At 65.4% G+C, this 25178-nt stretch carries 25 protein-coding genes and 1 tRNA gene; 12 read left to right on the top strand and 14 right to left on the bottom strand.

Annotated features, from left to right (window positions below; genetic code table 11):
* The first annotated feature begins 42 nt into the window (after positions 1 to 42).
* Positions 43 to 249: a DUF1737 domain-containing protein gene (locus EJ078_RS15390; protein ID WP_095776719.1), complete on the top strand. Its 207-nt coding sequence runs from the start codon at positions 43 to 45 to the stop codon at positions 247 to 249.
* Positions 250 to 274: 25 nt separating this feature from the next.
* Here the strand turns inward: EJ078_RS15390 and EJ078_RS15385 are convergent, their stop codons facing one another.
* A complete protein-coding gene (locus tag EJ078_RS15385) occupies positions 275 to 712 on the bottom strand; it encodes a metallopeptidase family protein (protein WP_066991616.1) in 438 nt (145 codons plus the stop codon).
* Between the two features lie 183 nt (positions 713 to 895).
* On the opposite strand from EJ078_RS15385, the gene EJ078_RS30455 reads away from it, so the two are divergent.
* From EJ078_RS30455 to EJ078_RS15370, 3 genes are read left to right on the top strand one after another with little or no spacing between them, the layout of a single operon-like run.
* A complete protein-coding gene (locus EJ078_RS30455) occupies positions 896 to 1996 on the top strand; it encodes a hypothetical protein (protein ID WP_127215295.1) in 1101 nt (366 codons plus the stop codon).
* Positions 1938 to 3413, top strand: a complete 1476-nt coding sequence (locus EJ078_RS15375; RefSeq protein WP_095799585.1) for a DUF6504 family protein — start codon at positions 1938 to 1940, stop codon at positions 3411 to 3413. The genes EJ078_RS30455 and EJ078_RS15375 overlap by 59 nt, the downstream gene beginning before the upstream one ends.
* Positions 3410 to 6745, top strand: a complete 3336-nt coding sequence (locus tag EJ078_RS15370) for an error-prone DNA polymerase (protein ID WP_127403878.1) — start codon at positions 3410 to 3412, stop codon at positions 6743 to 6745. Before EJ078_RS15375 ends, EJ078_RS15370 begins: the two co-directional genes overlap by 4 nt.
* Positions 6746 to 6769: 24 nt before the next feature.
* Here EJ078_RS15370 and EJ078_RS15365 read toward each other — a convergent pair whose 3' ends face one another.
* From EJ078_RS15365 to EJ078_RS15350, 4 genes are all read right to left on the bottom strand, one after another.
* A complete protein-coding gene (locus tag EJ078_RS15365; RefSeq protein WP_067323589.1) occupies positions 6770 to 7012 on the bottom strand; it encodes a Trm112 family protein in 243 nt (80 codons plus the stop codon).
* A gap of 79 nt (positions 7013 to 7091) precedes the next feature.
* Entirely contained in the window at positions 7092 to 7763 is a 672-nt protein-coding gene (locus EJ078_RS15360; RefSeq protein ID WP_095777066.1) for an LON peptidase substrate-binding domain-containing protein, read from the bottom strand.
* Between the two features lie 195 nt (positions 7764 to 7958).
* Complete coding sequence (gene trxA, locus EJ078_RS15355) at positions 7959 to 8951, bottom strand: thioredoxin (RefSeq protein ID WP_127403877.1); 993 nt, start codon at positions 8949 to 8951, stop codon at positions 7959 to 7961.
* Positions 8952 to 9036: 85 nt separating this feature from the next.
* Positions 9037 to 9534 carry a prolyl-tRNA synthetase associated domain-containing protein gene (locus EJ078_RS15350; protein ID WP_095799582.1) on the bottom strand — a complete coding sequence of 166 codons (498 nt, stop codon included), beginning with the start codon at positions 9532 to 9534 and terminating at the stop codon, positions 9037 to 9039.
* Between the two features lie 208 nt (positions 9535 to 9742).
* Here EJ078_RS15350 and EJ078_RS15345 point away from each other — a divergent pair.
* Positions 9743 to 9817, top strand: a tRNA-Gly gene (locus tag EJ078_RS15345).
* A 67-nt stretch (positions 9818 to 9884) separates the two neighbouring features.
* On the opposite strand, the gene EJ078_RS15340 is transcribed toward EJ078_RS15345, so the two are convergent.
* Together EJ078_RS15340 and EJ078_RS15335 are read right to left on the bottom strand one after the other, a co-directional pair.
* Positions 9885 to 10178, bottom strand: a complete 294-nt coding sequence (locus EJ078_RS15340; protein ID WP_127403875.1) for a hypothetical protein — start codon at positions 10176 to 10178, stop codon at positions 9885 to 9887.
* Positions 10179 to 10406: 228 nt separating this feature from the next.
* Positions 10407 to 10847 carry an Lrp/AsnC family transcriptional regulator gene (locus EJ078_RS15335; protein ID WP_067324622.1) on the bottom strand — a complete coding sequence of 147 codons (441 nt, stop codon included), beginning with the start codon at positions 10845 to 10847 and terminating at the stop codon, positions 10407 to 10409.
* A 132-nt stretch (positions 10848 to 10979) separates the two neighbouring features.
* On the opposite strand from EJ078_RS15335, the gene rocF reads away from it, so the two are divergent.
* Both rocF and EJ078_RS15325 read left to right on the top strand, forming a co-directional pair.
* Complete coding sequence (gene rocF / locus EJ078_RS15330; RefSeq protein WP_127214454.1) at positions 10980 to 11912, top strand: arginase; 933 nt, start codon at positions 10980 to 10982, stop codon at positions 11910 to 11912.
* Between the two features lie 2 nt (positions 11913 to 11914).
* On the top strand, positions 11915 to 12973 hold the full coding sequence (locus EJ078_RS15325; RefSeq protein WP_127214456.1) for an ornithine cyclodeaminase: 1059 nt from the start codon (positions 11915 to 11917) through the stop codon (positions 12971 to 12973).
* 169 nt (positions 12974 to 13142) lie between these two features.
* Here the strand turns inward: EJ078_RS15325 and EJ078_RS15320 are convergent, their stop codons facing one another.
* From EJ078_RS15320 to EJ078_RS15300, 5 genes are all read right to left on the bottom strand, one after another.
* Positions 13143 to 14144 carry a substrate-binding domain-containing protein gene (locus EJ078_RS15320; protein ID WP_095825134.1) on the bottom strand — a complete coding sequence of 334 codons (1002 nt, stop codon included), beginning with the start codon at positions 14142 to 14144 and terminating at the stop codon, positions 13143 to 13145.
* A 16-nt stretch (positions 14145 to 14160) separates the two neighbouring features.
* On the bottom strand, positions 14161 to 15177 hold the full coding sequence (locus EJ078_RS15315) for an ABC transporter permease (protein WP_127214457.1): 1017 nt from the start codon (positions 15175 to 15177) through the stop codon (positions 14161 to 14163).
* A complete protein-coding gene (locus tag EJ078_RS15310) occupies positions 15174 to 16676 on the bottom strand; it encodes a sugar ABC transporter ATP-binding protein (RefSeq protein ID WP_127214487.1) in 1503 nt (500 codons plus the stop codon). The genes EJ078_RS15315 and EJ078_RS15310 overlap by 4 nt, the downstream gene beginning before the upstream one ends.
* A 105-nt stretch (positions 16677 to 16781) precedes the next feature.
* A complete protein-coding gene (locus tag EJ078_RS15305) occupies positions 16782 to 17753 on the bottom strand; it encodes a sugar ABC transporter substrate-binding protein (RefSeq protein ID WP_095799575.1) in 972 nt (323 codons plus the stop codon).
* Positions 17754 to 17897: 144 nt separating this feature from the next.
* The gene (locus EJ078_RS15300; RefSeq protein WP_127214459.1) at positions 17898 to 18989 is read right to left on the bottom strand and encodes a helix-turn-helix domain-containing protein; all 1092 of its coding nucleotides are present in this window, start codon (positions 18987 to 18989) and stop codon (positions 17898 to 17900) included.
* Positions 18990 to 19181: 192 nt separating this feature from the next.
* On the opposite strand from EJ078_RS15300, the gene EJ078_RS15295 reads away from it, so the two are divergent.
* The 3 genes from EJ078_RS15295 to EJ078_RS15285 all read left to right on the top strand — a co-directional run bounded on the left by EJ078_RS15295 (position 19182) and on the right by EJ078_RS15285 (position 21118).
* Entirely contained in the window at positions 19182 to 20258 is a 1077-nt protein-coding gene (locus tag EJ078_RS15295; RefSeq protein ID WP_127214461.1) for a class I SAM-dependent methyltransferase, read from the top strand.
* A 112-nt stretch (positions 20259 to 20370) separates the two neighbouring features.
* The gene (locus EJ078_RS15290; RefSeq protein WP_127214463.1) at positions 20371 to 20814 is read left to right on the top strand and encodes a carboxymuconolactone decarboxylase family protein; all 444 of its coding nucleotides are present in this window, start codon (positions 20371 to 20373) and stop codon (positions 20812 to 20814) included.
* Positions 20815 to 20884: 70 nt separating this feature from the next.
* A complete protein-coding gene (locus tag EJ078_RS15285) occupies positions 20885 to 21118 on the top strand; it encodes a hypothetical protein (protein ID WP_127403647.1) in 234 nt (77 codons plus the stop codon).
* 100 nt (positions 21119 to 21218) lie between these two features.
* Here the strand turns inward: EJ078_RS15285 and EJ078_RS15280 are convergent, their stop codons facing one another.
* Both EJ078_RS15280 and EJ078_RS15275 read right to left on the bottom strand, forming a co-directional pair.
* The gene (locus tag EJ078_RS15280) at positions 21219 to 22238 is read right to left on the bottom strand and encodes an LLM class flavin-dependent oxidoreductase (protein WP_127214467.1); all 1020 of its coding nucleotides are present in this window, start codon (positions 22236 to 22238) and stop codon (positions 21219 to 21221) included.
* A gap of 163 nt (positions 22239 to 22401) precedes the next feature.
* A complete protein-coding gene (locus EJ078_RS15275; protein WP_127214469.1) occupies positions 22402 to 23895 on the bottom strand; it encodes an aldehyde dehydrogenase family protein in 1494 nt (497 codons plus the stop codon).
* A 204-nt stretch (positions 23896 to 24099) separates the two neighbouring features.
* Between EJ078_RS15275 and EJ078_RS15270 the strand changes: the two genes are divergently transcribed.
* Together EJ078_RS15270 and EJ078_RS15265 are read left to right on the top strand one after the other, a co-directional pair.
* Entirely contained in the window at positions 24100 to 24861 is a 762-nt protein-coding gene (locus EJ078_RS15270; RefSeq protein WP_127214471.1) for a COG4280 domain-containing protein, read from the top strand.
* Between the two features lie 90 nt (positions 24862 to 24951).
* The gene (locus EJ078_RS15265; protein ID WP_066991559.1) at positions 24952 to 25170 is read left to right on the top strand and encodes a hypothetical protein; all 219 of its coding nucleotides are present in this window, start codon (positions 24952 to 24954) and stop codon (positions 25168 to 25170) included.
* The last annotated feature ends 8 nt before the right edge of the window (positions 25171 to 25178 follow it).

Raw genomic sequence — 25178 nt, 5'->3', positions numbered from 1 at the left:
TCCAGGAAAGATAGACAAGCATTGGTCACGACAGGGTCGAAAATGAAACTCTACCGCTTTCTGTCCGGTCCGGACGATTCCACTTTCTGCCATAAGGTGACGGCGGCCCTGAACAAAGGCTGGCACCTGTTCGGCTCGCCGACCTATGCCTATGACAAGACGACCAAGTCGATGCGCTGCGGCCAGGCCGTGGTGAAGGATATCGAGGGCCAGGAATACACCTCGGACACCAAGCTCAGCGATTGGTAGGAAAGGACGGCAGCCCTCTCATTCGTCACCCCGCCGCTGCCTGCTCGGCCGCTTCCTCGATCCGCTCCATGTCGTCGTCCGACAGGCCGAAATGGTGGCCGATTTCGTGGATCAGCACGTGGGTGACGATGTCGCCCAGCGTCTCCTCGTTCTCGGCCCAATAGTCGAGGATGGCGCGGCGGTAGAGCGTGATGCGGTTCGGCCCCTCGCCGGTTTGCGGGTTCCAGCGCTCGGCGATGCCGCGCCCCTCGAACAGGCCAAGCAGATCGAAGGGCGTCTCCAGCGACAGGTCGTCCATGATCTCGTCGGTCGGAAAATCGGCGATCTGGATGATGATCTCGCCGGTGAGCTTGCGGAACTCCTCCGGCAGATGGGCGTAGGCCTCCAGCGCCAGAAGTTCCATCTCATCCATCGATGGCGAGAGTTGGTCATGCCAGATGCGGGTCTTGTAGATGCGGGCCATGAGGTTTCCTTTGACCTCGGCATATAGGCTTTCGCGCCTGTCGAGGCAAATGGGCCGGCTGGCTGGATCTTGGAAGCTGAAAAGCAGAAGGAATAAATTCCTTGCGACTCCGCTTGACTCTTCCAGGCCCCTCTGGAATCTATAAGAACATAACAGGAACAACTACTGCCGGAAGTGAACGTCATGGCGATAAGCGTCGTGGCGCGGGAAACTGTTTTTGCCCTGCGCCGCCAGATCGCGAAGATCGAGGGAACGCTGCCCGAGCGCCTGGAAGCGCCGGCTTCCGGCGCGCCAAAAGCGATTCCAGGAACAGTGCGAAGCGGTTTTCCGTCCGGACTTGCAAAAAAACAAATAGCTGGCGATGCCGCGGGATCGGATGTCACCCCCGAAATCACCATCGTCCGGCGCGGCCTCGCTGTGGCCTCGCCGGATGCCTTCCTGCATACCGGCATAGAACGCCTCGACACTGCCCTCGGCGGCGGCGTGCCCAAGGCGGCGCTCAGTGAAATCCATGGGTTGGAGACCCGCGATGCCGGCGCCGTGGCCGGCTTTGCGCTGTCGCTCGCCAGCCTGATCCTCAAACAGAAGCAGGGCCTGCCGGTCCTCTGGATCGGAACGGCGGAGATTTTCCGCGAGGCCGGCTTTCCCTATGCCAGGGGCCTCCACGCCTTCTTCGGCATCGAGCCCGAACAATTGCTGTTTTCCGAAGCGCCGAAACTGGTCGACGCGCTGTGGATCGCCGAGGAGGCCGCCCGCATGACGGCCTTCGCCGCCGTCATCCTCGAGATCCGCGGCAGCCCCCGGCTTCTCGACCTTACCGCGACGCGGCGGCTGCACGCCCGCGCCCAGAGCGCCGGCCGGCCAGTATTTTTGCTGCGTCAGGCCGGCCAGGCCGAGCCCACCGCGGCGCCCGTGCGCCTCATTGTTTCGGCAGCGCCCGCGGCGAGCCGCGAAACGCTCGCCGGCGCGCTGGCCGGCTCGATCGGCCGCCCCGCCTTCACCGTCGATATCGGCAAGAGCCGCACGGCCCTGCCCGGACAATTCACACTGGAGTGGAACCCCGATGAGCACGCTTTTGCCGAAAGAAGGCCCGAGGAAGAGCGGGCAACGAATTCTGTCGCTGTGGTTCCCCTACCTTTGCGCGGAGCGGATCCTGCGCCAGCGTCTGGGGCGGTCCTGGCGTTCCCGGCCCTCGCATCCCCTGCCCCCATCTTACCCACCGCTTGTGATCAGCCATCGCGACAGCAACGCCCAGCGCATCGCAGCCCTCGACGAGCGGGCTGAGGCGCTGAAGCTGAAGCGCGGCATGGGCATTGCCGACGCGCGCGCCATGCATCCGTCGATCGATGTGGTGGAGGCCGACCCGGAGGCCGACCGCCGCCTGCTCGAAGGCCTCGCCGACTGGTGCGACCGCTACACGCCGCTGGTGGCGATCGACGGCGAGGACGGGCTGTTTCTCGACGTCACCGGCTGCACGCACCTGTTTGGTGGCGAGCGGGCCATGCAGGACGAGATCCTCACCCGTTTCTTCCAGCAGGGTTTCGATGTTCGCGCCGGCCTCGCCTCGACGCCGGGCGCTGCCTGGGCGGCGGCGCGCTTCCACGGCGACCGCATTGTGGCCGGCGGCGAGGAGGCGGCGCTGCTTTCGCCCCTGCCGCTTTCGGCGCTGCGCATCGCGCCCGAAACCCGCGCCAGCCTGGAAAGCGTCGGCCTGCGCACGGCGGGCGCGGTGATGGCCGCACCCCGCGCGCCGCTCGCCCGCCGCTTCGGCGCCACCTTGCTTCTGCGCCTCGACCAGGCGCTCGGCCGGCTCGACGAGGCGGTGTCGCCGCGCCTTCCCGTGGCGCCGCTCTCGGTCGAGCGCCATCTTGCCGAGCCGATCGTGCTCACCGACGACATCGAGCGGCTGGTGAGCCGGCTTGCCGTGGCCTTGAAGGCCGACCTCGAGCGCCGCGGCGAAGGCGCGCGGGCGCTCGCCCTTCTCCTCTTTCGCGTCGACGGCCTCGTCAGCCGCATCGCGGTCGGCACCTCGCGCCCCATGCGCGAGCCGCAGCTGATCCGAAAGCTGTTTCACGAACGGCTGACCGCGCTGGAACAGACCATCGATGCCGGCTTCGGCTTCGACCTCGTGCGGCTGTCGGTGCTTTCGGTCGCCGCCTTCGACATGCTCCAGGGCGACCTTGCCGGCGAGACAAGCGACGATGACGCCGACATCGCTTTATTCGCCGACCGCGTGCGTGCCCGTCTCGGCGAAGCCGCCGTGCTGAAGCCGGTCATCGTCGATAGCCACCTGCCGGAGCGCGCCGTTACCACGGTTCCTTTCGCAGAGGCGCCGCAAAGGCGCATGCCGCCGAAGCCCGACCGGACAGCACCTCCGATGACCATCTTCCCGCCGGAGCGGCCGGTACGGCTGTTCCGCTCGCCCGAGCCGATCGAGGTGCCGGCGACCGAGATCCCCGAGGGCCCGCCGATGAATTTCCGCTGGCGGCGCGCGCTTTATCGCGTCGCCCGCGCCGAAGGGCCGGAGCGCATCGCCGCCGAATGGTGGCGGCAGCTGCCCGGCGAGGAAGAGGCGCCGACGCGCGACTATTACCGCATCGAGGACAGCGAGGGGCGCCGCTACTGGCTCTACCGCCAGGGCCTCTACAGCAGCGCCTCGCAGGCCGCGCCGCGCTGGTTCATGCACGGCGTCTTCGCATGAACGCGCTGACCGCCATCCCCTATGCCGAGTTCGGCATCCAGTCGAACTTTTCCTTCCTGCGCGGCGCCTCCAAGCCCGAGGAGCTGGTGGTCACGGCGAAATTCCACGGCTTTTCCTCGATCGGCCTTGCCGACCGCAACACGGTCGCCGGCGTCGTGCGGGCCTGGCAGCAGGCCAGGGTCGAGAAGCTGCCCTATCATCCCGGTTGCCGCCTGGTTTTTTGCGACGGCACGCCGGACATTCTGGCTTACCCCCGCGACCGCAAGGGCTGGGGACATCTCTGCCGCATGCTGACGCAGGCCAATCTGCGCGACGAGAACGAGAAGGGCGCGACGCTGCTCGAACTCAACGACCTTCTCGAATGGGGCGATCTGATGTCGCTGGCGATCCTGCCCAACCTGTCGGGAGGCGCGGAAGACAATCTGACGCTCATTAGCCGGCTTAAGGATCGTTTCGGCGCCGCGCTTCGGCTTGCCGTGGCGCCTGATTACGGCGGCAACGACCACTTCCGTATCGAGCAGGCGGCGGCGATGGCCCAACATCTGCACATCCCGCTGATGGCGACCAACGACGTGCTCTATCATGCCGCCGACCGCCGCCCGCTGCAGGACGTGCTGACCGCGATCCGCCTCAACACGCCGGTTTCCGAGGTCGGGCTGGAGCTGACGGCAAATGCCGAGCGTCATCTGAAGACGCCGCTGGAGATGGCGCGGCTTTTCCGCCGACACCCTGAAGCGCTGGCGGAGACGCTGCGCTTCGCCGACGAGCTCACCTTCTCGCTCAGCGACCTCGAATACAATTATCCGGACGAGCCGACGGAATCCGGCCTCGGACCGCAGGCCGAGCTCGAACGCCTGGCGCGGGAAGGAGCGGCCGTGCGCTATCCGGCCGGGGTCCCGGAAGAAGTGCTGCGGCGCATCGGCAGCGAGCTCGCTTTGATCGAGCGGCTGAACTATGCGCGCTATTTCCTGACCGTCTACGACATCGTGAAATTCGCCCGCAGCAAGGGCATCCTATGCCAGGGGCGCGGCTCGGCCGCCAATTCGGTCATTTGCTTCTGCATCGGCATCACCGAGGTCGGCCCTGACCGGATCGATGCCCTCTTCGAGCGCTTCATCTCCGAGAAACGTAACGAGCCTCCCGACATCGACGTCGACTTCGAGCATGAACGGCGCGACGAGGTCATCGCTTATATTTACGAGAAATACAGCGCCAAGCGCACGGCGCTGGCCGCCGCCGTCATCAGCTATCGCGGCCGCTCCGCCCTGCGCGAGGTGGCGAAGGCCATGGGCTTGTCCGAAGACGTCCGGAGCGCTCTGTCGAGCACCATCTGGGGCTGGTCGACCTCGGAGCTCGGCGAAAGGGAAGCCAATGCCGGCGGCCTCGACCGCGCCGATCCGCTGTCGCGGCAGGTGCTGGAACGCGCCAACGAGATCATCGGCTTCCCCCGCCATCTCTCCCAGCATGTCGGCGGCTTCGTCATCACCCGCGACCGGCTCGACGAGGTCGTGCCCATCGTCAAGACGGCGATGGAAGAGCGCAAGATGGTCGAGTGGGACAAGGACGATCTCGACGCGGTCAAGATCCTCAAGGTGGATGTGCTGGCGCTCGGCATGCTGACCTGCCTGAAGCGAGCCCTGACCTTGCTCACGCATCATTATCCGAAGGCGCGTGACAAATACGGCCGGCCGCATCAGTTGAGCTCGCTGCCACCGGAGCACCCTCGCGTCTACGACATGATCTGCCGGGCCGACACGCTGGGCGTCTTCCAGATCGAGTCACGCGCCCAGATGTCGATGCTGCCGCGGCTTCAACCGCGTGAATTCTACGATCTGGTCATCGAGGTGGCTATCGTGCGGCCCGGCCCGATCCAGGGCGACATGGTGCACCCCTATCTGCGTAGACGGCAGGGCAAGGAGAAAGCCGAATACCCGAAGCCGGAATTGAAGGAGATTCTCGGCAAGACGCTGGGCGTGCCGCTGTTCCAGGAGCAGGCGATGAAGATCGCCATCGTTGCCGGCGGCTTCCAGCCGGGCGAGGCCGATGAGCTGCGGCGCGCAATGGCCACCTTCAAGCGCACCGGCACAATCGGCAACTACCGCCAGCGCATGATCGACGGCATGGTCGACAAGGGCTACCAAAAGGAATTCGCCGAGCGTTGCTTCAAGCAGATCGAAGGCTTTGGCGAATATGGCTTTCCGGAAAGCCATGCCGCCTCCTTCGCGCTGCTGGTCTATGCCTCCTGCTGGTTCAAGACCTTCTATCCCGACGTGTTCTGCGCCGCGATTTTGAACTCGCAGCCGATGGGGTTCTATCAGCCGGCCCAGCTCGTTCGCGACGCGCGCGACCATGGCGTGGAGGTGCGTGAGGTCGATATCAACCATTCCGTCTGGGATTGCAGGCTGGAGGGGGCCCGTTTCGATCCTTCGCGCATCCTCGAACGCCATGCCTCGATGCGCGGCGTCATCGAGACGGCTCATGCGGTGCGGCTTGGCTTCCGTCAGATCAAGGGGCTTTCGGAGGAACGGATGGCGGCCGCCGTCGCCCGGCGCGGCGACGGCTATCGATCGGTCAGGGATGTCTGGCTGCGTTCGGGCCTCGATGTTGGCGAGATCGAAAGGCTGGCCCAGGCAGACGCCTTCCGCTCGCTCGGCCTCGACCGACGCGCGGCGCTCTGGGAGGTGCGCGCGCTGGACGGCAGGAGCGCTGCCGAGAAACTGCCGCTGTTCGACCAGCCCACACTCCGCCTGCGCGAGCTGGAGCCCGAGACGAAGCTGCCGAAAATGCCGCTCGGCGAGCATGTCGTCCACGACTATCGCTCGCTCGGCCTGTCGCTGAAGGAACATCCCGTCGCCTTCCTGCGCGAGCGGCTTGACCGCGCCGGCATCACCCCCAATTCCCGCCTGCCGTCGGTGCGCGACGGCCGCCGCGTCAACGTCGCCGGGCTGGTGCTGGTGCGCCAGCGCCCCGGCAAAGGCAATGCGATCTTCCTAACGCTGGAGGACGAAAAGGCGATCGCCAATGTCATCATCTGGCCGCGCGTCTTCGACCGCTTCCGCGCTATCGTGATGGGCGCACGCTTCATCCGCGTCACCGGCAAGCTGCAGCAGGAATCGGATGTCATCCACATCGTCGCCGACAGGATCGAGGATTTGACGCCCTGGCTGAGCGTCCTCCTGCAGGAGCCGCCCACCATCGAGCATCAGCCCGCCGGGTCATCGAATGGACCGGAGCGCTCCGCGAACCGCAGCCTGCCGGTGGAGCGGCAGGATGTCGACGCCCTGTCGGGCGCGGCGCAACGGGTCATGCCCAAGGGGCGCAATTTCCAGTAGCGGCAACCGGCCCGCCGGCGCGATTCACGACGGACCGCCGAGCCGCGGCGGCGGCTTGAGCGCGTCTTCGGCCGAGATCGTGCGCGCTTCCGAAGGCAGCATGATCGGGATGCCGTCACGCACCGGATAGGCAAGCTTCGCCACGCGCGAGATCAGTTCGCTGCGCTCGGCGTCCCAGGTCAACGGTCCTTTGGTCAGCGGGCAGGCGAGCAGTTCCAGCAATTTCGGGTCGACCGTGGCTTTGCGCCCGTCACGTCCGTCCGCCATCTCGCTTTTCCATTGTCCAACTGCCGCCGGCCTAAGTGTTGAGATTCAGGTCAGGCCGATTTCACCTGAATCATTGCGCTTACTGCAGGCTCGAGCCAAAATCCTCATCCTCGCGCGCCAGCGTAATTTCGGTGATGGCGATCAGCGTCTCGGCGCGCGTCTTCAGGTCCGCCGCCTCGAGCAGGGCCTGCTTCTCGGCCGGCCCATAGGGCGCCATCATCGACAGCGCGTTGACCAGCATGGCGTTCTCCGCGCGGCTCACGCTTTCCCAGTCGGCCTCGAGGTCGTTGGCCTGCAGATAGGCGCGGAACGCCTTGAGCAGGGCAGGGCGGTCGACCTCGGCACCGGCCGGATCCTCCTCGAGATCGGCGAGGAAAGGGGCCATCCGGCATTGCCGGAACGGCGTCTTGACCGCCAGCTCATCCGTGACGCGGAAGCGGCAGACGCCTTGCAGCGAGATCAGGTAGCGCCCGTCGCCGGTCTCGGCAAGCGAGATGATGCGCCCGGCACAGCCGACGCTGCAAAGCTCGGGCTCGCCGTCGTCGCGCAGCGCGCCGTCGAGGCTGGGCTGGATCATGCCGATCAACCGCGGCCCGGCCATCGCCTCATCGATCATCTCCAGGTAGCGCGGCTCGAAAATGTTGAGCGGCATGCGGCCGCCGGGCAGCAGCAGCGCCCCGGCGAGCGGAAACACCGGGATCCTCGACGGCAGATCCCTGGCGAGCCGGTAGCGGGCGTTTCCGACCTGCACCTCAACCCTCCGCCTGCACTTCAACTCTCGAAAGCGTCGCCGGGCAGCGCATCAACTGCGATCTCCTCTTACGCAACCCAGCCTGTCTAAACCCTCAACCGGCAGGGGCAAGCCGCTGCCGCCTATCTGGCGCAGTTGGCGCCTTGCGCAAGACCCTCCTGGCAAAAGGGGCCGGCAGCCAAGCCGGCAAAACGCTCAGGAGAACAACAGCGACGACAGCTTGCGCCGCGCCGACAGCGTCGCCTCGTCGGTCATCCCCCATGCCTCGAAGAACTTCAAGAGCTGCGCACGCGCGCCATCGTCGTTCCACGTCCGGTCGGCCCTGACGATCGCCAGCAGGTTGTCGGCGGCCTGCATCCGCTCGCCGCGCGCATTCTGCACCATCGCCAGGTCGAACCGCGCCTGGTGATCGTTCGGATTGGCGGCGAGCCGGCGTTCGAACTCGGCCGGATTGCCGAGCGCGGCGGCTTCCGCCGCGAGCGTCATCTTGGCGCGCAGCGCGGCAAACGCCGGCGCGTCCTTCTTGTCCTCCGGCGCCCTGGCAAGCACCGCCTCGGCGCCTTGGCTGTCGCCGGCCTCGAACAGGATCTCGCCGAGCCCGGCGATGGCCTCGATGGTTTCGGGCGACTGCTCGAGGATCGCATCATAGATGTCGGCCGCGGTCTGGGTGTCGCCTGCCTCGCGCGCCTCGGCGGCCGCGGCCAGCGCTTCGGTGATCTGCGGCGCGCCGCCGCCCTTGCCGCCGACCTTCTGGATGAACTGCGTGATCTGGCTTTCCGGAATGGCGCCCATGAAGCCGTCGACCGGCTGGCCGTCCTTGAAGGCGATGACCGCGGGAATCGACTGGATGCCGAGCTGGCCGGCGACCGAGGGATGGTCGTCGATGTTCATCTTGACCAGCTTGACCTTGCCGCCGGCAGCCTTGACCGCCTTTTCGAGCTGCGGCGTCAGCTGCTTGCACGGGCCGCACCAGGGCGCCCAGAAGTCGACCAGCACCGGCTGGCGGCGCGATTCCTGGATGACGTCGGCCGCGAACGTCGCGGTCGTCGTGTCCTTGACGAGATCCGCGGCCGCAGGCGCCTCGCCGAGCGAGACCTTGCCGCGGTCCGCCCCGCCATATTGCAAGGATTGGGCGTACTGGCCGGCATTGCCGCCAAATGAGCCGCTGAACGGATTGTTGTCACTCATGTCGTCGCCCTTTCGGTCGCGTCGTCGCCGGCTTCGGGGTGCGGCGCGTTATTATCGGATTTCGGTTTCGCCATCCATGTGGCGATCAGCCCGAGACTTTCAAGATAACAGGATCGTGGCCCGTTGCCTCGACGAATTTGACGAGATCGGCAGCGGCGATGGCCGTCGTCGCCTCATTGGTCAGCGGATGGCCGTTGATGACGTCGTGGCTCATCAATTCCTGGTCCAGAACCACCTTGATCCGCCCGGCCGTGTCGTTGATCAGGCCGAAGATGGTAACCGCGCCGGGAATGACGCCGAGCAGCTCCATCAGCATTTCCGGCTTGCCGAAGGAGACGCGGCTGGCGGCGCCGATCAGATGGTGGATCTGCTTGAGGTCCACCACGGCCTCCTCGCCGACGGTGACGAGAAAGTAATTGTCCTTCTTGTCCTTGAGGAAGAGGTTCTTGGTGTGGCCGCCCGGGATCTCTCCGCGCAGCGCCTGCGAATCGGCGACCGTGAACAAGGGCGGGTGGCGCACCGTCGAGACGGAAATGCCGAGATCGGCAAGAAAGGCGTTAAGCTCGGCTTCGGTCTTCGGCATCGGTCCTCGCATCATCTGGGAAGCTTGTGCCGTTTACGGCGAACGATGCCCTTGGGGCAAGATCGCCCGGTTGAGCCAACCGAATTCGCCTGGTCGAAACGCACCCCTCGCTTTATGAAGAGCTAGCTCCAAAAGACCGTCATTTCCCTGTTGCAATCGCCGCGCTCTTCGGCCATATAGGCGCGGCTTGCGGCCCAAGGCCGCGCGAGCGGGTGTAGCTCAGGGGTAGAGCACAACCTTGCCAAGGTTGGGGTCGGGCGTTCGAATCGCCTCACCCGCTCCAGTTTCCTTCAGGGGATCAAGCAAACGAAAAGCCGCGGTTTTCCGCGGCTTTTTCGCGTTTGTAGCCTTCAGAACAAGATTCCGTTCCCCGCCATTCCCCATACCGCGGCGGCGCAGTGAACGATCCCGATCGGCAGCGCCAGCAACGGCTTGCAGCGGATCAGAAGGATATAGATCGTGAATTCGGCGCATGCCGCGAGCAGCCCAGGCAAAGCGCCAGCGCCCGCCATCATCAGCAGCATCATCCAGGGGACCACGACGAAACCGGGAACGTTCGTTCCGTGCCCTGCGCCCATCGTGAAAAGCGCGATGAGGAACCCGACAAGGCCCAGGCCGAGGCCGGCCGCGATTGTCTTCAGCATGACGCTGCTCTCCGCGATCTGTGGCTCGGCCCATGCTGGCCGGGCAAAATAGAGGAACGTCGCGACGGAAAGGAAGCGCCCTGCCGCCCACTCCTGACGGTTTGGCGCCTTTGCTGGAACAATTCCAGGAAAGTCCCTAACGGCTCGCCGCTCTCGCCGAAGCCTTCAGTCCGGAATTGCGCAAAAAAGGAAGTCGAGCGGTTCGGCGTTTCCATAAAACGAACCGCTCTACCCAAGCCTCGCCCTCGTCGTCCTCGGCGTCGCCAACAGCAGGCTCGTCTCGCTGCCGGTGATCCCGGGGATCAGCCGGATGCGACGCAGCACGGCGTCGAAGTCCGTGAGTGAGGCGGTGCCGAGCTCGACCACCAGGTCCCAGCGGCCGTTGGTGGTGTGGATGGTCGACACCTCGGGAAAGCCGCCGAGCGCCCTGATCACGCGGTCCGCGGCATGGCCCTCGATCTCGATCATCATCACGCCGCGTATCCTCTGGTCAACCGCGTCGGCACGCAGCACCACCGTGTAGCCGATGATCTCGCCGGACTTTTCCAGCCGCTCCATGCGCCCCCTGACCGTCGCGCGCGAGACGCCGAGATCGAGCGCGAGATCGGAGACGCTGCGCCGCGCATCGTGCCTCAGAAGCGTCACCAGTCTCTCGTCGAGCGCGTCCATGTTGACCATTTCGAACAGCCGATATGCCCACTATGATAGATCGGCCTTTTCGAAATGCCAATTTACCCTATTCAAACCGCCAGGCAGCGGTGGTTCACTCCGGCAAATCAAACGCAAAAGCGGAAAGAAGTGATGCGCTGCAGGATCGTTGGCGCGCCGGTGCAGGACGGCGCGGGCCGGATGGGATGCGAGATGGGGCCGAGCGCGCTGCGCACCGCAGGGCTTGTCTCGGTGCTGTCGGAGCTTGGCCATGAGGTCGAGGACTGGGGCGCGGTTGAGAAGGCGGCGGCGCGCCCTGTCGCTCATGGCAATCTCGCCCTGAAGGCGCTGCCCGAAATCTCCGCCTGGACGGCGGCGATTTCCGAGACCGCCTACGCCGCGTCGAAGGATGCCATGCCGATCTTCCTCGGCGGCGACCACTCGATCTCCGCCGGCACGGTCTCCGGCGTGGCGCGCCGCGCCGCCGACCGCGGCCGGCCGCTCTTCGTGCTGTGGCTCGACGCCCACCCGGATTTCCACACGCTCGACACCACCACCAGCGGCAATCTGCACGGCGTGCCGCTCGCCTATGCCAGCGGCCGCCCCGGCTTCAACGGCTATTTCCCCGACCTGCCCGCCGCAGTCGACCCGGCCCGCGTCTGCACCATGGGCCTGCGCAGCGTCGATCCGGCCGAGCGCCGCGCGCTGAAGGACGCGGGTGTGACCGTGCATGACATGCGCGCCATCGACGAGCACGGCATCGCCCCGCTGCTGCGCGCTTTCCTGGCCAGGATCGAAGAGGCAAACGGGCTGCTGCATGTCAGCCTCGACGTCGACTTCCTCGACCCCTCGATCGCGCCGGCCGTCGGCACCACGGTTCCCGGCGGCGCCACCTTCCGCGAGGCGCATCTGGTGATGGAGATGCTCTCCGACAGCGGCCTGGTCTCCAGCCTCGACCTGGTCGAGCTGAACCCGTTCCTCGACGAACGCGGCCGTACCGCGACCCTGATGGTCGACCTTACCGCCAGCCTGATGGGCCGCCGCATCATGGACCGTCCGACCCGCAGCCATTCCGGAAGCCTTTGACCATGACCCAGCCGTCCCGCCTTGCCATCGTCCCCTTCGTCAGCGTCGACCGCATGATGAAGCTGGTGCTCGCCATCGGCGTCGAGCGCTTCCTCACCGAGCTTGCCGCCTATATCGAGCAGGATTTCCGCCGCTGGGAGCTGTTCGACAAGACGCCGCGCGTCGCCTCGCACAGCCATGACGGTGTCATCGAGCTGATGCCGACCAGCGACGGCCGCCTCTACGGCTTCAAATATGTCAACGGCCACCCGAAGAACATGCGCGAAGGCCGCCAGACCGTCACCGCCTTCGGCGTGCTCGCCGATGTCGGCTCCGGCTATCCGATGCTCTTGACCGAGATGACGATCCTGACGGCGCTGCGCACCGCCGCGACCTCGGCGGTTGCCGCCAAATATCTGGCACCGAAAGGGTCGCGCGCCATGGCCATCATCGGCAACGGCGCCCAGTCCGAGTTCCAGGCCGTCGCGTTCAAGGCGCTGCTCGGCATCGACCGGCTGCGGCTCTACGACATCGACCGCTCTGCTTCCGAAAAATGCGCCCGCAACCTCGCCGGCAAGGGCTTCGACATCACCATCTGTTCGACCGGGCAGGACGCGGTGGAAGGCGTCGACATCATCACCACGGTGACCGCCGACAAGCAGTACGCCACCATCCTCACCGACAACATGGTCGGCTCCGGCGTCCACATCAACGCCGTCGGCGGCGACTGTCCCGGCAAGACCGAGCTGCACCGCGATATCCTGTTGCGCTCCGACATTTTCGTCGAGTTTCCGCCGCAGACGCGCATCGAGGGCGAGATCCAGCAGCTTGAGGCCGATCATCCGGTGACCGAGCTGTGGCAGGTCATGACCGGCCAGGCCGAGGGCCGCAAGGCGAAGGAGCAGATCACGCTGTTCGATTCCGTCGGCTTCGCCACGGAGGATTTTTCCGCGCTGCGCTATGTCCGCGACCAGCTCCAGGCGACCGGCCTCTACGAGGAGCTCGACCTGCTCGCCGACCCCGACGAGCCGCGCGACCTGTTCGGCATGCTGCTCAGGGCCGCCATGCAGCCGGCGGCGTGAGGGAATGAGCGCGTGATCTCCCCCTTGCGGGGGAGATGGCCGGCAGGCCAGAGGGGGTCGCCTCGCGTGGAGCGCCAACCTCCATCTGCCGCAGCAGGCCGACTCCAGTCGGACCGACCCCCTCTGTCGCCTTCGGCGACATCTCCCCCTCAAGAGGGGAGATTACACGCTACTTCTGCAAAGCCGCGCAGCTTTCCCTCTCCACCAGCACTGGCGCCAGCACCTCGCGGCGCGACGGCGCCTCGGGCTCGCCGACGCGCTCGAGCAGCAGGCTGACCGCCCGCGTTCCGATCTTTTCGACCGGCTGCGCGATCGTCGTCAGCGGCGGCCATGTGGTGACCGCATAGGGGATGTCGTCGAAACCGATCAGCGACATGTCGTCGGGCACCCGCAAGCCGCGCGTGCGCAGCGCGGTGATGGCGCCCATGGCCATCAAATCGTTGCAGGCGAACACCGCCGTGATCTCCGGCGCCTGCGCCATCAGCCGCTCCATCGCCAGGCGGCCGCCGGCGAAATGATAGTCGGAATCGACCACCCACGAGGCAGGCAGGTCGATACCTGCCTCCGCAAGCGCCCGGGTAAAACCGCGCAGGCGGGCCGGGCTGGAGCTCGAATCGCGCGGACCGCCGATGACACCGATTTTGCTGTGGCCGAGCCCGACCAGATGGCGCCCGGCGAGATAGCCGCCGTGATCGTGGTCGACCAGCACGGAATCGACATGGACAGAATGGATCTCGCGGTCGAGCAGCACCGCCGGCAGGGCGGCGGACAGGTGCGAGAACACCCGCGCATGGTCGGACGAACCGGCGAAGATCAGCCCGTCGATCTGCTTTGCCATCAACACCGACAGATAGCGCTCTTCCTTCTCGGCGCTGCCATCCGAGTTGCACAGGATCACCGTATAGCCGGCCACGAAGCCGGCATCCTCGATCTGGCGCGCCACGCTGGCGAAGAACGGGTTGGAATTGTCCGGGAGCAGCAGGCCGATGGTCTTGGTCTCCCCGCGTCTCAGGCTCCGCGCCAGCGAGTTCGGGCTGTAGCGCAGGGCGGTGATCGCGGCGCGCACGCGCTCGGCCGTCTCGGGCTCGACATGACGCGTGCGGTTCATCACATGCGAGACCGTTGCGACGGACACCCCCGCATAGCGCGCGACATCGGCAATTGTGGTCATGGTTCCCTCTGACCCTCTAGCGGATCCTCCGCAACAGCCTCTCCCGATAAGCGTCTAGGATGACGGCGAGCACGATGACAAGGCCAATCACGATCGGTTTGAAATTGTCGCCGACGCCAAGCAGCTGCAGCCCGGTGCTGAGCACCTGCAGGATGCAGGCGCCGACCAGCGTGCCGATGATCGAGCCCTTGCCGCCGCTGAGGCTGGTGCCGCCGATGATGACGGCGGCGATTGCATTGAGCTCGTAGCCGACGCCGGCGATCGGGCTGCCGATGTTCAAGCGCAGCAGATAGACCATGGCCGCGATGCCGGCCGTCAGCCCGCTGATGGTGAAGGCCGCGACCTTGTAGAAATCCGGATTGTGGCCGGAGAGGCGCACCGCCTCGTCATTGGTGCCGACGGCGAAGATCATGCGGCCGAACACGGTGAAGCGCAGCACGAACCAGCCGGCCGCGATCACCAGCACCGCGACCAGGAAGATCGACGGCAGGAAGCCGCCGATGATCAGATTGCCGAAATCGACGAAACTCTGCGGCAGCCCGGTGATGGTCGAATTGTCGCTGACCACGCGCGCGGCGCCCGCCGCCATGTTGAGCATGCCGAGCGTGACGATGAAGGACGGGATCTTCCAGCGCGTCGAGATCCAGCCGTTGAGGAAGCCGCAGGCAGCACCGGTCGCCATGCAGGCGAGCAGCGCCAAAGTGATCGCGACGGCCGGCGACAGGCTTTCGTCAATCATGACGGTGGCGCCGACCACGGTGCAGAGCGCCAGCACCGAGCCGACCGAAAGGTCGATGCCGCCGGTGAGAATGACGAAGGTCATGCCGGCGGCGAGCACGGTGTTTATGGCGATCTGCACGAAGATCTTCAGCGCGTTGCCGGGCGTGGCGAAGTAAGGCGCTGTGAGCGAGAAGAACAGCGTGATCAGCACCAGCGCCAGAAGCACGCCGGCGTCGCGGATCAGGACGCGCAGGAACTTCGCCTTGCCGGGAGAAACAGGCGCCGACACAAAGGTTTCGGACGTCTCGCTCATGGTCGCACATACTCCTGGTAGGCGAGCGACAGGATGCGCTCCTGGTCGAATTCGGCTCGCGGCACCTCGCCGACGATTTTGTTCTTGGAAAAGACGATGATGCGGTGGCACATGCCCATGAGCTCCGGCAGGTCGGAAGACACCATGATGATGCCTTTTTGAGCCGCCGCCAGCATCCACAGAAGCTGGTAGATCTCGCGCCGCGCGCCGATGTCGACGCCGCGCGTCGGCTCGTCGAGGATCAGCGTCGAGGTGCCGCGGAACAGCCACTTGGCCAGTACCACCTTCTGCTGGTTGCCGCCCGAGAGGTTGCGCACCGCCTGCTCGATCGAGCTTGCCTTGACGCGCAGCTGGCCGATGAGATCGTTCGCTGCCGCAGCTTCGGCCCGGCGGTTGACCAGCCCGTGGCGCGACACCTTGCCGAGATCGGTGATGGTGATGTTCTTGTCCACGGCCAGATCGAGCAGCAGGCCCTGGCCTTTGCGATCCTCGGTAAGCAGGCTGAGCCCATGCCGCACGGCATCCTTGGGCGCCGTGATCGCCACCGGCTTGCCGTCGATCTCGACGACGCCGTCGAGCCTCGGATCGGCGCCGAACAGGGCCCGCATGGCTTCGGTCCGGCCGCTGCCGACCAGACCGGCCACGCCCAAGATCTCGCCGTGGCGGACGTTGAAGGAAATTTCGGGCGTCACGGCGCTGCGCTTCAGATTGGTGACGCTGAGCGCGACCTTGCCCGGCACGATCGAGGCGTCGAAGCCGAATTCGTCGGCGATGTCGCGGCCGATCATCATGCGCACGACATCCGGCACGCTGAGGCCGTGGAGGTCGCGGGTCGCGACCAGCCTGCCGTTGCGCAAGATTGTCACCCGGTCGCCGATCTCGAACACTTCGTGCAGCCGGTGCGAGATGTAGATGATGGTGACGCCCCTGGCCTTCAGCCGCTTGATGATAGCGAACAGCCGCCCGATCTCCGGCGGCGTCAGCGTCGCCGTCGGCTCGTCGAGCACCAGCAGCTTGCTGTCGTAGCTCAGCGCCTTGGCGATCTCGACCAGCTGCATCTGCGCGACGCCAAGCGCTTCGACCCGCGTCCTCGGATCGACATCGAGCCCGACTTCCTTGAGCAGCGCGACGGCGCGCCGGTTGAGCGCCTTGCGGTCGACGATGCCGAAGGCGCGGCGCGGCAGGTTTTCCAGCATCAGGTTCTCGGCGATGCTGAGATAGGGCAGTAGGTTCAGCTCCTGGTGCACGATGCGGATGCCGCTTAGCTGCGCGTCATGCGGCGTCTTCGGCTGATAGGGCTGGCCGTTGAAGGCGATCGTCCCGCTGTCCGGCTGGTAAATGCCGGCCAAGAGCTTGATCAGCGTCGATTTGCCGGCGCCGTTCTCGCCGAGGACGATATGCGTCTCGCCGCGCGCGATCGACAGCGAGACGTCGCTCAGCGCGACCACGCCGGGAAAGATTTTTCCTACCCCTTCAAGGGAAAGAACCACATCGTCCATGCAGCAATCCTGAATGGCGCTCATCGCCGCCGGCTGCTTGCCGGCGGCGATGATGAGACAAGCCAATGGATGGCGCCTGAGGGAGTCCCGGCGCCTGTGCTCGCCTCAGGCGGTGATCAGCTTGACGTCGGTCTTGACCCAGCCCGAGAACTTCTCGCCGGCAAGCTCGCGCAGGCCGTAGTCGATGCCCATGGCCGCCATCTGCGCGCCATACTGCTCGACCGTGGCGAGCATCTTGCCTTCCTTGAGCAGCGGGCCGACGGCCGGAATGTTGTCGAAGCCGACCACCTTGATCTGACCCGACTTGCCGGCCGCGTCGATCGCCTTGACCACGCCGAGCGCCATCGAGTCGTTTGCCGCCATCACGCCCTGGATGTCCGGGTGCTGGGTGAGGAAGTTGGTCATCAGCGTGTTGGCTTCCTCGGTCTCCCAATGCGCGGTCTTGGAATCGAGCAGGTCGAGGCCGTGCTCCTTCACCGAATCGTCGAAGCCGAGCTTGCGCTGCTTGGCGTTGTCGGCTTCCGGATTGCCTTCGAGGATGACGACCTTGCCGCCCTTGCCCAGCGCCTTGCCGAGCGCGTCGCCGGCGAGCTTGGCGCCGGCGCGGTTGTCCGGCCCGAAGAAGGCAAGGTCGATGCCGGCCTTCTTCTTGGCCTCATCGTCGAGCGCGACGTCGATGTTGATGACCTTGATGCCGGCCTTAAGCGCCTTGGCGATCGGCGTGACCATCGCCTTCGAATCGGCCGGCGCCACGACGATGATGTTGTAGTTCTGGGTGATGAAGTTCTCGATCGCATCGACTTGCGCGGCGAAATCGCGCTCGTCCTTCATGCCGACGGCGGCGAAATCGAACTTGTCCTTGTTCTTGGCCGCATAGTCCTCCGCGCCGGCCTGCATCTGCTTGAAGAACTCGTTGGCCAAAGACTTCATGACCAGGCCTACCTTCGGCTTGTCGGCCGCAAACGCCGGACCGAACGGCAGCGCAAGCGCGCCGGCCGCCAGCGCGCTTGTCTTGAGGAACCGACGACGCGAGAACGATCCCAGGTCGAGCCTGCGGGTATTTGAAACCTTGCTCATACTTTCCTCCTCCTGAATGGGCGTAATCGGTTACGTAACCGATTACGCAAAAAACTACTGCTTGTCTTCGTCGGATGTCAACACGCTCGCGGAGGAAGCGTACCCGAGCGGCCTGCCGGGCGGATATCGCAGCGTCGGCCCGGCTTAGGTCTGCCGCTGGCTATTTCCCAGCCGGAGTTCGACGCTCTCGTCGGGCAAATGCCTTTGCGCATAGGCGGGGATCTTGAACCGCTTGCGGTATGCGCCGGGCGCCAGCCCCGTCACACGTTTGAACAAGCGACGGAAGAACGCAGGCTCTTCGTACCCGACCTGCCAGCTGACGTCGTCGATTGACGCGTCGGTGCGCTCCAGTCGGCGCTTGGCGTCCTCGATCCTCAAGCGCTGTACATAGGCGATCGGGCTCAGGCCGGTCGCACTCGTGAAACGGCGTTTGAAGGTGCGCTCCGTGAGCTGGGCGCAGCGGATCATCTCTTCTATGGGATTGGCGACCGAAAATCGGGTGGCGATCAAGTCCTGCGCCGCCTGAACGGCAAGATCGCCATGATCCTTGCGACCCTCAAAGATGATGTAGGGCGCAAGACCGTCCTGATGCCACTGCAGCGCGAATGAGCGCGCCACGGCCTGGGCTGCGGTCGCGCCGGCGTGTCGGGCGATCAGGTACAACACCAGATCATGCCAGGTCATGGAAGCACCCGAGGAGATGAGCTCCTCTCGCTTGCCCGACACCACCAGCACACGATCCGGGTGGATAGGCACTTGTGGAAACGTCCGGCCGAAGTCGCCGGCGTAGCCATAATGCACGGTCGCGTCCACGCCATCGAACAGACCGGTTTCGGCAAGCAGGAAGATGCCTGAGCACGCCGAGCACAAGAGCGCGCCGCGGCCATGCATGGCGCGGAACCACTCGATCAGTTCCGGATGCAGGTCCTTTCGCCAGCCGTTCGGCCCAAGCAGGATCGAAGGAACAATGACGATGTCGGTCATATCCACCTCCGCCACACTTCGCTGAACCATGACCGGCACGCGGCTGGCCAGTTCCAGAGCGCCCATTTCTAGGCCGACGATCTCAATCTCGAAGGGCGGAGCCTGGCGCGGCTCGCTGCCCGGCAGCGGCATTATTTTGAAGGCATTCATCACGTCGAAGATGCCCGACAACGTGGACACCACGGCCTCTGGAATGGCCACCAGACTCACGTGAAGCGGCTCGGATGCGGCAGTGGTGAAGTGACGATGCATGTCGGCTAATCCATGTCGCAGGTGCCGCAACCATAGCGCCCGGCGCGCGCGGCCGCCAGTTTCTCTCCTGACGACGGGCCAGTGGCACAAATGGCCCGATTCTGGAGAGTCGCGCTCTCCAGTTTCTTCCCTGTTCCTGCGATTCAGCCGCTGCCTCGGGATTGCCCGAGCGCTTGGACAGGAGACTTGGACATGGAGCATACCCACAACCATAAGATCGATCCGGCAAAACTCGATGCGCTCGTCGCGCGAGCGATCGGTGATATTTCGGCCGGCTACGGCGGAGTCATGATCAGCCTCGGCCACCGTCTCGGTCTTTACAAGGCCATGGCGGGCCTCGGACCCCTCAGTGCCCGCGCGCTCGCGGGGCGGGCCGGCTGTGCCGAACGTTACGTACGCGAATGGCTCAATTCCCAAGTGGCGGGCGGCTATATCGTTTACCACCCGGTCAGCGACACCTACGAGTTGACACCCGAACAGGAAGTCGTGCTCGCCGACGAGGACAGCGCCGTCTTCATTCCCAACGCTTGGGCGGTGCCCGCTTCGATGTGGGCCGACGAAGAGAAGGCCGTAGAGGCTTTCCGCACCGGCAAGGGCATCGCCTGGGGAGATCATGACGGACGCCTGGCCTGCGGCGTGGCCGCCTTTTACCGGAACGGCTACAAGGCCAGTCTCGTCAGCGAATGGCTGCCATCCCTGGAGGGCGTCGTCGAGAAGCTCAGGACTGGTGCGCTTGTCGCCGATATCGGGTGCGGCCACGGCCATTCGACGGCGCTCATGGCAAAGGCCTTTCCGGCTTCCCGCTTCCATGGCTTCGACAATCACGAAGACTCGCTGGGGGAGGCCCGTCGCGGCGCCGCCAAGCAGAGCTTGGAAGGGCGCGTGGCGTTCGAAAAGGCGCGGGCCGACGACTACCCGGGCAGCGGCTACGATCTGATCTGCTTCTTTGATGCCCTGCATGACATGGGCGATCCTGTCGCCGCGGCAGTGCATGCATCAAAGGCGCTGGCGCCGGACGGGACGGTGATGCTGGTCGAGCCTTTCGCCAATGACCGGGTCGAGGACAACATCTCGCCGGTGGCGAGAATGTATTACGCGGCCTCCACCACCATCTGCTGCGCCCACGCTATTTCGGACGGCGGCCGCCTCGTGCTGGGCGCCCAGGCCGGCGAGGCACGGCTGGCGGAAGTGTTCCGCAAGGCCGGGTTCACCCGTTTCCGTCGTGCCTTCGAGACGCCGTTCAACTTGGTCCTCGAGGCCCGGCTCTGACCTTCGAAAGCTAACACCCGTCGGTCGCAGCGGACGACTTCCGGCCTCGCGGCGCAAAGGGGGCGCGGGGCGGGCGGCCATCCCTTCGATCTCAACAAACAGGAGACTGATCATGAAAAACATTCTCGCAGGCATAGGCTTCGCCATCGCTACCGTACTTGCCGCACCGCTCGCCGTTGCGCAGGAACTGCCGGCGGCCGAGCAGACCTACAAGGAAATCGAGGCGACGCTCGGCATCGTCCCGAGCCATATCAAGGCCTATCCAAAGTCGGCAGTCGCCGGCGCTTGGGCGATGTTCAAGGGTCTCGAGCTTCAACCCAAGAACAACGCTCTCGAACCGAAGGTAAAGTCGCTCATCAACGTCGCGGTGGCGGCGCAGATTCCGTGCCGTTACTGCATCTGGCTGGAAACCAAGATGGCCAAGGACCGCGGCGCCACCGACGAGGAGGTCGCCGAAGCCGTGGCCCATGCCGGCTACGTCCGGCACTGGAGCGCCGTGCTGAATGGCCTGCAGATCGACTTCGAAACCTTCAAGACCGAATTTGGCGGCGACTGACGGCAGGCGGTGCCCGGCGTTTCAACCGGGCACCGCCCCTTCCTGCATGCCCCACCACATGGGAACTCTCATGGAACTGCTCATCAACGCGGCGAACATTCTTTACGTGATTGCCTACTTCACGATGGACATGCTGCGCCTGCGAATGCTCACCCTGACGGCGGCAACCTGCCTGGCAGTATACTTCTACTGTCAGCCCGTCCCGATGTTGAACGTCGTGGCATGGAACGTCTTCTTCATCGGCCTGAACGTGGTCCACATCACCCGGATCGTGCGCGAGCGGTACACTGGCGCAGCGACCTGATTGCCGGTGGCAGTGCCTCAAAGCATCGCGTGCGCCGATTCGATCATGGCCCCGAAATCGAGTTTGGTCTCGCCTCGCGGCCGTCGAATCGCTCGATTGATCACCGCCAGCCGAGTGCCGGCGCGACGTGCTTCAGGATCGCCTCGATGACATGGGCGTTGTAGTCGACGCCGAGCTGGTTGGGCACGGTGAGCAGCAGCGTGTCGGCCTCGGCGATCGCTTCGTCTTGCCTGAGCTGCTCCACCAGCTTGTCCGGTTCCGCGGCGTAGGTGCGGCCGAATACGGCGCGCTTTTCCGGCTCGATATAGCCGAAATGATCCTCGCCCTCGCTGCCGCCGAAATAGGCGCGGTCCATGTCGTTGACCAAGGCGAAGATGCTGCGGCTCACCGACACTCGCGGCTCACGCGCATGGCCGGCTTCCTTCCAGGCGGCGCGGTAGGCTCTTATCTGCTCGGCCTGCTGGATGTGCAACGGCTGGCCGCCCTCGTCGAATTTCAGCGTCGAGCTCTGCAGGTTCATGCCGAGCTTGGCCGCCCATTCGGCGGTGGCGTTGGTGGCCGCGCCCCACCAGATCCGTTCGCGCAGGCCCGCCGAGAACGGCTCGAGCCTGAGCAATCCAGGCGGATTGGGAAACATCGGCCGCGGATTGGGCTGGGCAAAGCCTTCGCCGCGCAACAGATCGAGGAGGATCTCGGCGTGGCGGCGCGCCATGTCGGCATCGGTCTTGCCCTCTTCCGGCACGTAGCCGAAATAGCGCCAGCCATCGATCACCTGCTCGGGCGAGCCGCGGCTGATACCGAGCTGCAGCCGGCCGCCGGCGATGAGGTCGGCCGCACCCCCATCTTCGGCCATGTAGAGCGGGTTCTCGTAGCGCATGTCGATGACGGCGGTGCCGAGCTCGATACGCTTGGTCTTCGCGCCGGCCGCGGCAAGCAGCGGAAACGGCGAGGCGAGCTGGCGGGCGAAATGGTGGACGCGGAAATAGGCGCCGTCGGCGCCGAGCTCCTCGGCCGCGACTGCAAGGTCGATCGACTGCAGCAACGCGTCGGCGCCCGAGCGCGTGCCCGATTGCGGGGCGGGCGACCAGTGCCCGAACGACAGAAATCCGATCTTCTTCATGCGCTCCGTTCCGAGTCAGAGCGGCCCGCTCAACCGCTCTTGCTCTTGTGTTGCTCCAGCGCAATACCAGGAAAACGTGCGACCGCTTTCCGCTTCGGAATTGCGCAACGCAAATAGTTGAAGCCATGCGGCTATTCAACGAAACGCGACCGGATACAGACCGTCAATCGATCCGGATCCAGACGCCCTTGGTGTTGAGATATTCGTCGAGATGCTCGGCGCCGCCCTCGCGGCCGTAACCGCTCATCTTGTAGCCGCCGAACGGCACGGCCGGGTCGATCGCGTGATAGGTGTTGACCCAGACCGAGCCGGCGCGCAGCCGGTTGGCGAGCTGGTGCGCCTTGCCGACATCCTTGGTGAACACGCCGGCGCCGAGACCGTAGGGCGTGTCGTTGCCGCGCCGCACCGCTTCGTCCAGCGTGTCGAAGGGCAGCGCCGAGATGATCGGCCCGAAGATTTCCTCGCGCGCGATGCGCATGCCGTCGGTGACGCCGGAAAACACGCCGGGCGTCATGAAATTGCCTGCGGCCAGCGCGCCCTTGGTGATGCGCTCACCACCTGTCACCAGCCGCGCGCCCTCGCGCGCGCCGTCCGCGATGAAGCCTGAGACGCGCTCGAGCTGTCTTGGCGAGATCAGCGGTCCGATCTCGGTCTCGGGGTCGGCGCCGTCGCCGATCCGCAGCTTTGCCGCGAAGGCCGCGACGCGTTCGACGAATTCGTCATAGATCGGCCGTTCGACGAAGAGCCGGGAGCCGGCGATGCAGACCTGGCCGGAATTCGCGAAGACCGACATGGCCGCCACCGGCACGGCGCGCTCGATGTCGGCATCGGCGAGCACGATCACCGGCGATTTGCCGCCTAGCTCCAGCGACACGCGCTTCATGTTGGCGGCCGAGGCGCGCAGAATCGCCTGGCCGGTGGCGGTCGAGCCGGTGAAGACCACCTTGTCGACATCCATATGCGCCGCGAGCGGCGCACCGGCTTCCGCGCCCGTGCCGGTCACAACGTTGACGACGCCCGGCGGCACGCCGGCCTCCTGCATCAGGTCGGCGATCAGAAGCGGCGTCAGCGGTGCCTCTTCCGACGGTTTCAGCACGATGGTGCAGCCGGTGGCCAGGGCTGGGCCGATCTTCCAGATCGAGGCGGCGGTGGGCGCATTCCACGGAATGATCGCGCCGACCACGCCGACCGGCTCCTTGCGCGTGTAGGAGACGATCTCGCCGGGCAGCGAATTGCCGATCGTCTGGCCGTGGATCGACGTCGCCATGCCGGCATAGAAGCGCAGCATGCCGAGCACGCGGTTGCGGTTGGCCAAAGTGCGGGTGATCGGCATGCCCATGTCGGTGGTGTCGGAAAGCGCCAACTCTTCCCAATGCCGTTCCATGAGATCGGCGATCTTCAACAGCAGCAGCTGGCGCTCATAGGGCTTGAGGCGGCTCCACGGTCCCTCGAAGGCGCGCCGCGCGGCGGCCACTGCCAGGTCGATGTCCTCGGAATCCGCAAGCGGCACGGTGCCCAGCACCGCGCCGGTGGCGGGGTTGCGCGTCTCGAAAGTCCGGCCGCTCACCGCATCGCGCCACTCACCGTCGATCATCATCTGCCGGTGCCGGCCGTCGATCGGCGTGCGCAGGGGAAGGTCTCTCACCGATAACGTCATCTGAAGCCGCTTCCTCTGATGAGCATGGCCTTATGCCACCGGCCTGCGCACGGGCGCAAGTTCGCCGCCGCGGTCGAGAATGTGCAGCCGGCGACGGCTGATTTGTCCATCCGCCATACTTTGTGCATCATCGCCTGTTGAACAAGGCTGAACCGGCCCCGCCTTCCGAAAAGGGCGGCGAAACACGGACCTCGGTAGCCATTCATGCATGACCTGACGCCCATTCTCTCCACCGTGGCCGCTTCGTTCCTGGCGTCCTTTGTCGAGGTGGTCGAAGCCTTCACCATCGTGCTGGCCGTCGGCGTGACGCGCGGCTGGCGGCCGGCGCTGACAGGCGCCGTCTCGGCGCTCGCCGTGCTGGCGGCGCTGGTGCTGGCTTTCGGACCGCTGCTGCAGCTGATCCCGATTGCACTCCTGCAATTCGCGGTCGGCGTGCTTCTTATCCTGTTCGGCATGCGCTGGCTGCGCAAGGCGATCCTGCGCAGCGCCGGCATCATTGCGCTCCGCGACGAAGAGGCAGCCTTTTCCAGGGAAACCGACGCGCTGACCCGCCACGCCAACGACCGTCGCGCCGGCTATCTTGCCGGCGTGGCGGCCTTCAAGGCGGTGCTGCTCGAAGGGGTCGAGGTGGTGTTCATCGTTATTGCGGTCGGGACCGCGCATGGCCAGACGCTCTATGCCGGTCTCGGAGCGCTGGCCGCATTCGTGCTTGTGATGCTGATCGGCCTCGCCATGCACCGGCCGCTGGCGCGGGTGCCGGAAAATGCGCTCAAATTCGTGGTCGGCCTGATGCTGACCAGTTTCGGCGTGTTCTGGACAGGCGAAGGCCTCGGCGCCGAATGGCCGGGCGAGGATTTTGCGCTGCTTGCCATCTTCGTCGTCATCGCCGCGGCATCCTTCGCCATGGTGCGCTGGCTGCACAACGCCCACGTGGCTGCTGCCAAAGCAATTCCAGGAAAAGTGTGAAACGGTTTTCCGTCCGGAATTGCGGTCAAAAAGAAACAGAGCGGCTTGCCGTTTCCGTGAAATGGTGAACCGCTCGAAGGGAATTGCCCGATGAAAATCGTCCGCCTCGTCCTGAAGGAGCTCGTCGGCATGTTCGTCGACGACGGCAGCCTTGCGCTTCTGGCACTGCTTCTGATCGCTTTGGTCGCCGGCGCCGTGAAGCTTCTGGCGCTGCCGCCGCTCCTCGGCGCTGTCCTGATCCTGATCGGCTGCCTGGCGATCCTTTTGGAAAGCACGAGGCGCGGCGCGCGCGGCGGAGGCAAAGGCTAAGCCGGCCT

The sequence above is a fragment of the Mesorhizobium sp. M1A.F.Ca.IN.022.06.1.1 genome, from assembly GCF_003952605.1.
Classification (GTDB): domain Bacteria; phylum Pseudomonadota; class Alphaproteobacteria; order Rhizobiales; family Rhizobiaceae; genus Mesorhizobium.
Note: the sequence above shows the minus strand (reverse complement) of the source record. Positions and strands in the feature narration are given on the sequence as shown.

Coding starts and splice junctions, on each gene's coding strand:
- EJ078_RS15390 (WP_095776719.1), top strand. CDS start 43: ATGAAACTCTACCGCTTTCTGTCCGGTCCGGACGATTCCACTTTCTGC.
- EJ078_RS30455 (WP_127215295.1), top strand. CDS start 896: ATGGCGATAAGCGTCGTGGCGCGGGAAACTGTTTTTGCCCTGCGCCGC.
- EJ078_RS15320 (WP_095825134.1), bottom strand. CDS start 14,144: ATGACCACAATTGCCGATGTCGCGCGCTATGCGGGGGTGTCCGTCGCA.
- EJ078_RS15350 (WP_095799582.1), bottom strand. CDS start 9,534: ATGCCGAAGACCGAAGCCGAGCTTAACGCCTTTCTTGCCGATCTCGGC.
- rocF (WP_127214454.1), top strand. CDS start 10,980: ATGCGCTGCAGGATCGTTGGCGCGCCGGTGCAGGACGGCGCGGGCCGG.
- EJ078_RS15300 (WP_127214459.1), bottom strand. CDS start 18,989: ATGCATCGTCACTTCACCACTGCCGCATCCGAGCCGCTTCACGTGAGT.
- EJ078_RS15305 (WP_095799575.1), bottom strand. CDS start 17,753: ATGAGCAAGGTTTCAAATACCCGCAGGCTCGACCTGGGATCGTTCTCG.
- trxA (WP_127403877.1), bottom strand. CDS start 8,951: ATGAGTGACAACAATCCGTTCAGCGGCTCATTTGGCGGCAATGCCGGC.
- EJ078_RS15285 (WP_127403647.1), top strand. CDS start 20,885: ATGGAACTGCTCATCAACGCGGCGAACATTCTTTACGTGATTGCCTAC.
- EJ078_RS15325 (WP_127214456.1), top strand. CDS start 11,915: ATGACCCAGCCGTCCCGCCTTGCCATCGTCCCCTTCGTCAGCGTCGAC.
- EJ078_RS15385 (WP_066991616.1), bottom strand. CDS start 712: ATGGCCCGCATCTACAAGACCCGCATCTGGCATGACCAACTCTCGCCA.
- EJ078_RS15295 (WP_127214461.1), top strand. CDS start 19,182: ATGGAGCATACCCACAACCATAAGATCGATCCGGCAAAACTCGATGCG.
- EJ078_RS15290 (WP_127214463.1), top strand. CDS start 20,371: ATGAAAAACATTCTCGCAGGCATAGGCTTCGCCATCGCTACCGTACTT.
- EJ078_RS15270 (WP_127214471.1), top strand. CDS start 24,100: ATGCATGACCTGACGCCCATTCTCTCCACCGTGGCCGCTTCGTTCCTG.
- EJ078_RS15370 (WP_127403878.1), top strand. CDS start 3,410: ATGAACGCGCTGACCGCCATCCCCTATGCCGAGTTCGGCATCCAGTCG.
- EJ078_RS15335 (WP_067324622.1), bottom strand. CDS start 10,847: ATGGACGCGCTCGACGAGAGACTGGTGACGCTTCTGAGGCACGATGCG.
- EJ078_RS15365 (WP_067323589.1), bottom strand. CDS start 7,012: ATGGCGGACGGACGTGACGGGCGCAAAGCCACGGTCGACCCGAAATTG.
- EJ078_RS15265 (WP_066991559.1), top strand. CDS start 24,952: ATGAAAATCGTCCGCCTCGTCCTGAAGGAGCTCGTCGGCATGTTCGTC.
- EJ078_RS15275 (WP_127214469.1), bottom strand. CDS start 23,895: ATGACGTTATCGGTGAGAGACCTTCCCCTGCGCACGCCGATCGACGGC.
- EJ078_RS15310 (WP_127214487.1), bottom strand. CDS start 16,676: ATGGACGATGTGGTTCTTTCCCTTGAAGGGGTAGGAAAAATCTTTCCC.
- EJ078_RS15280 (WP_127214467.1), bottom strand. CDS start 22,238: ATGAAGAAGATCGGATTTCTGTCGTTCGGGCACTGGTCGCCCGCCCCG.
- EJ078_RS15315 (WP_127214457.1), bottom strand. CDS start 15,177: ATGAGCGAGACGTCCGAAACCTTTGTGTCGGCGCCTGTTTCTCCCGGC.
- EJ078_RS15340 (WP_127403875.1), bottom strand. CDS start 10,178: ATGCTGAAGACAATCGCGGCCGGCCTCGGCCTGGGCCTTGTCGGGTTC.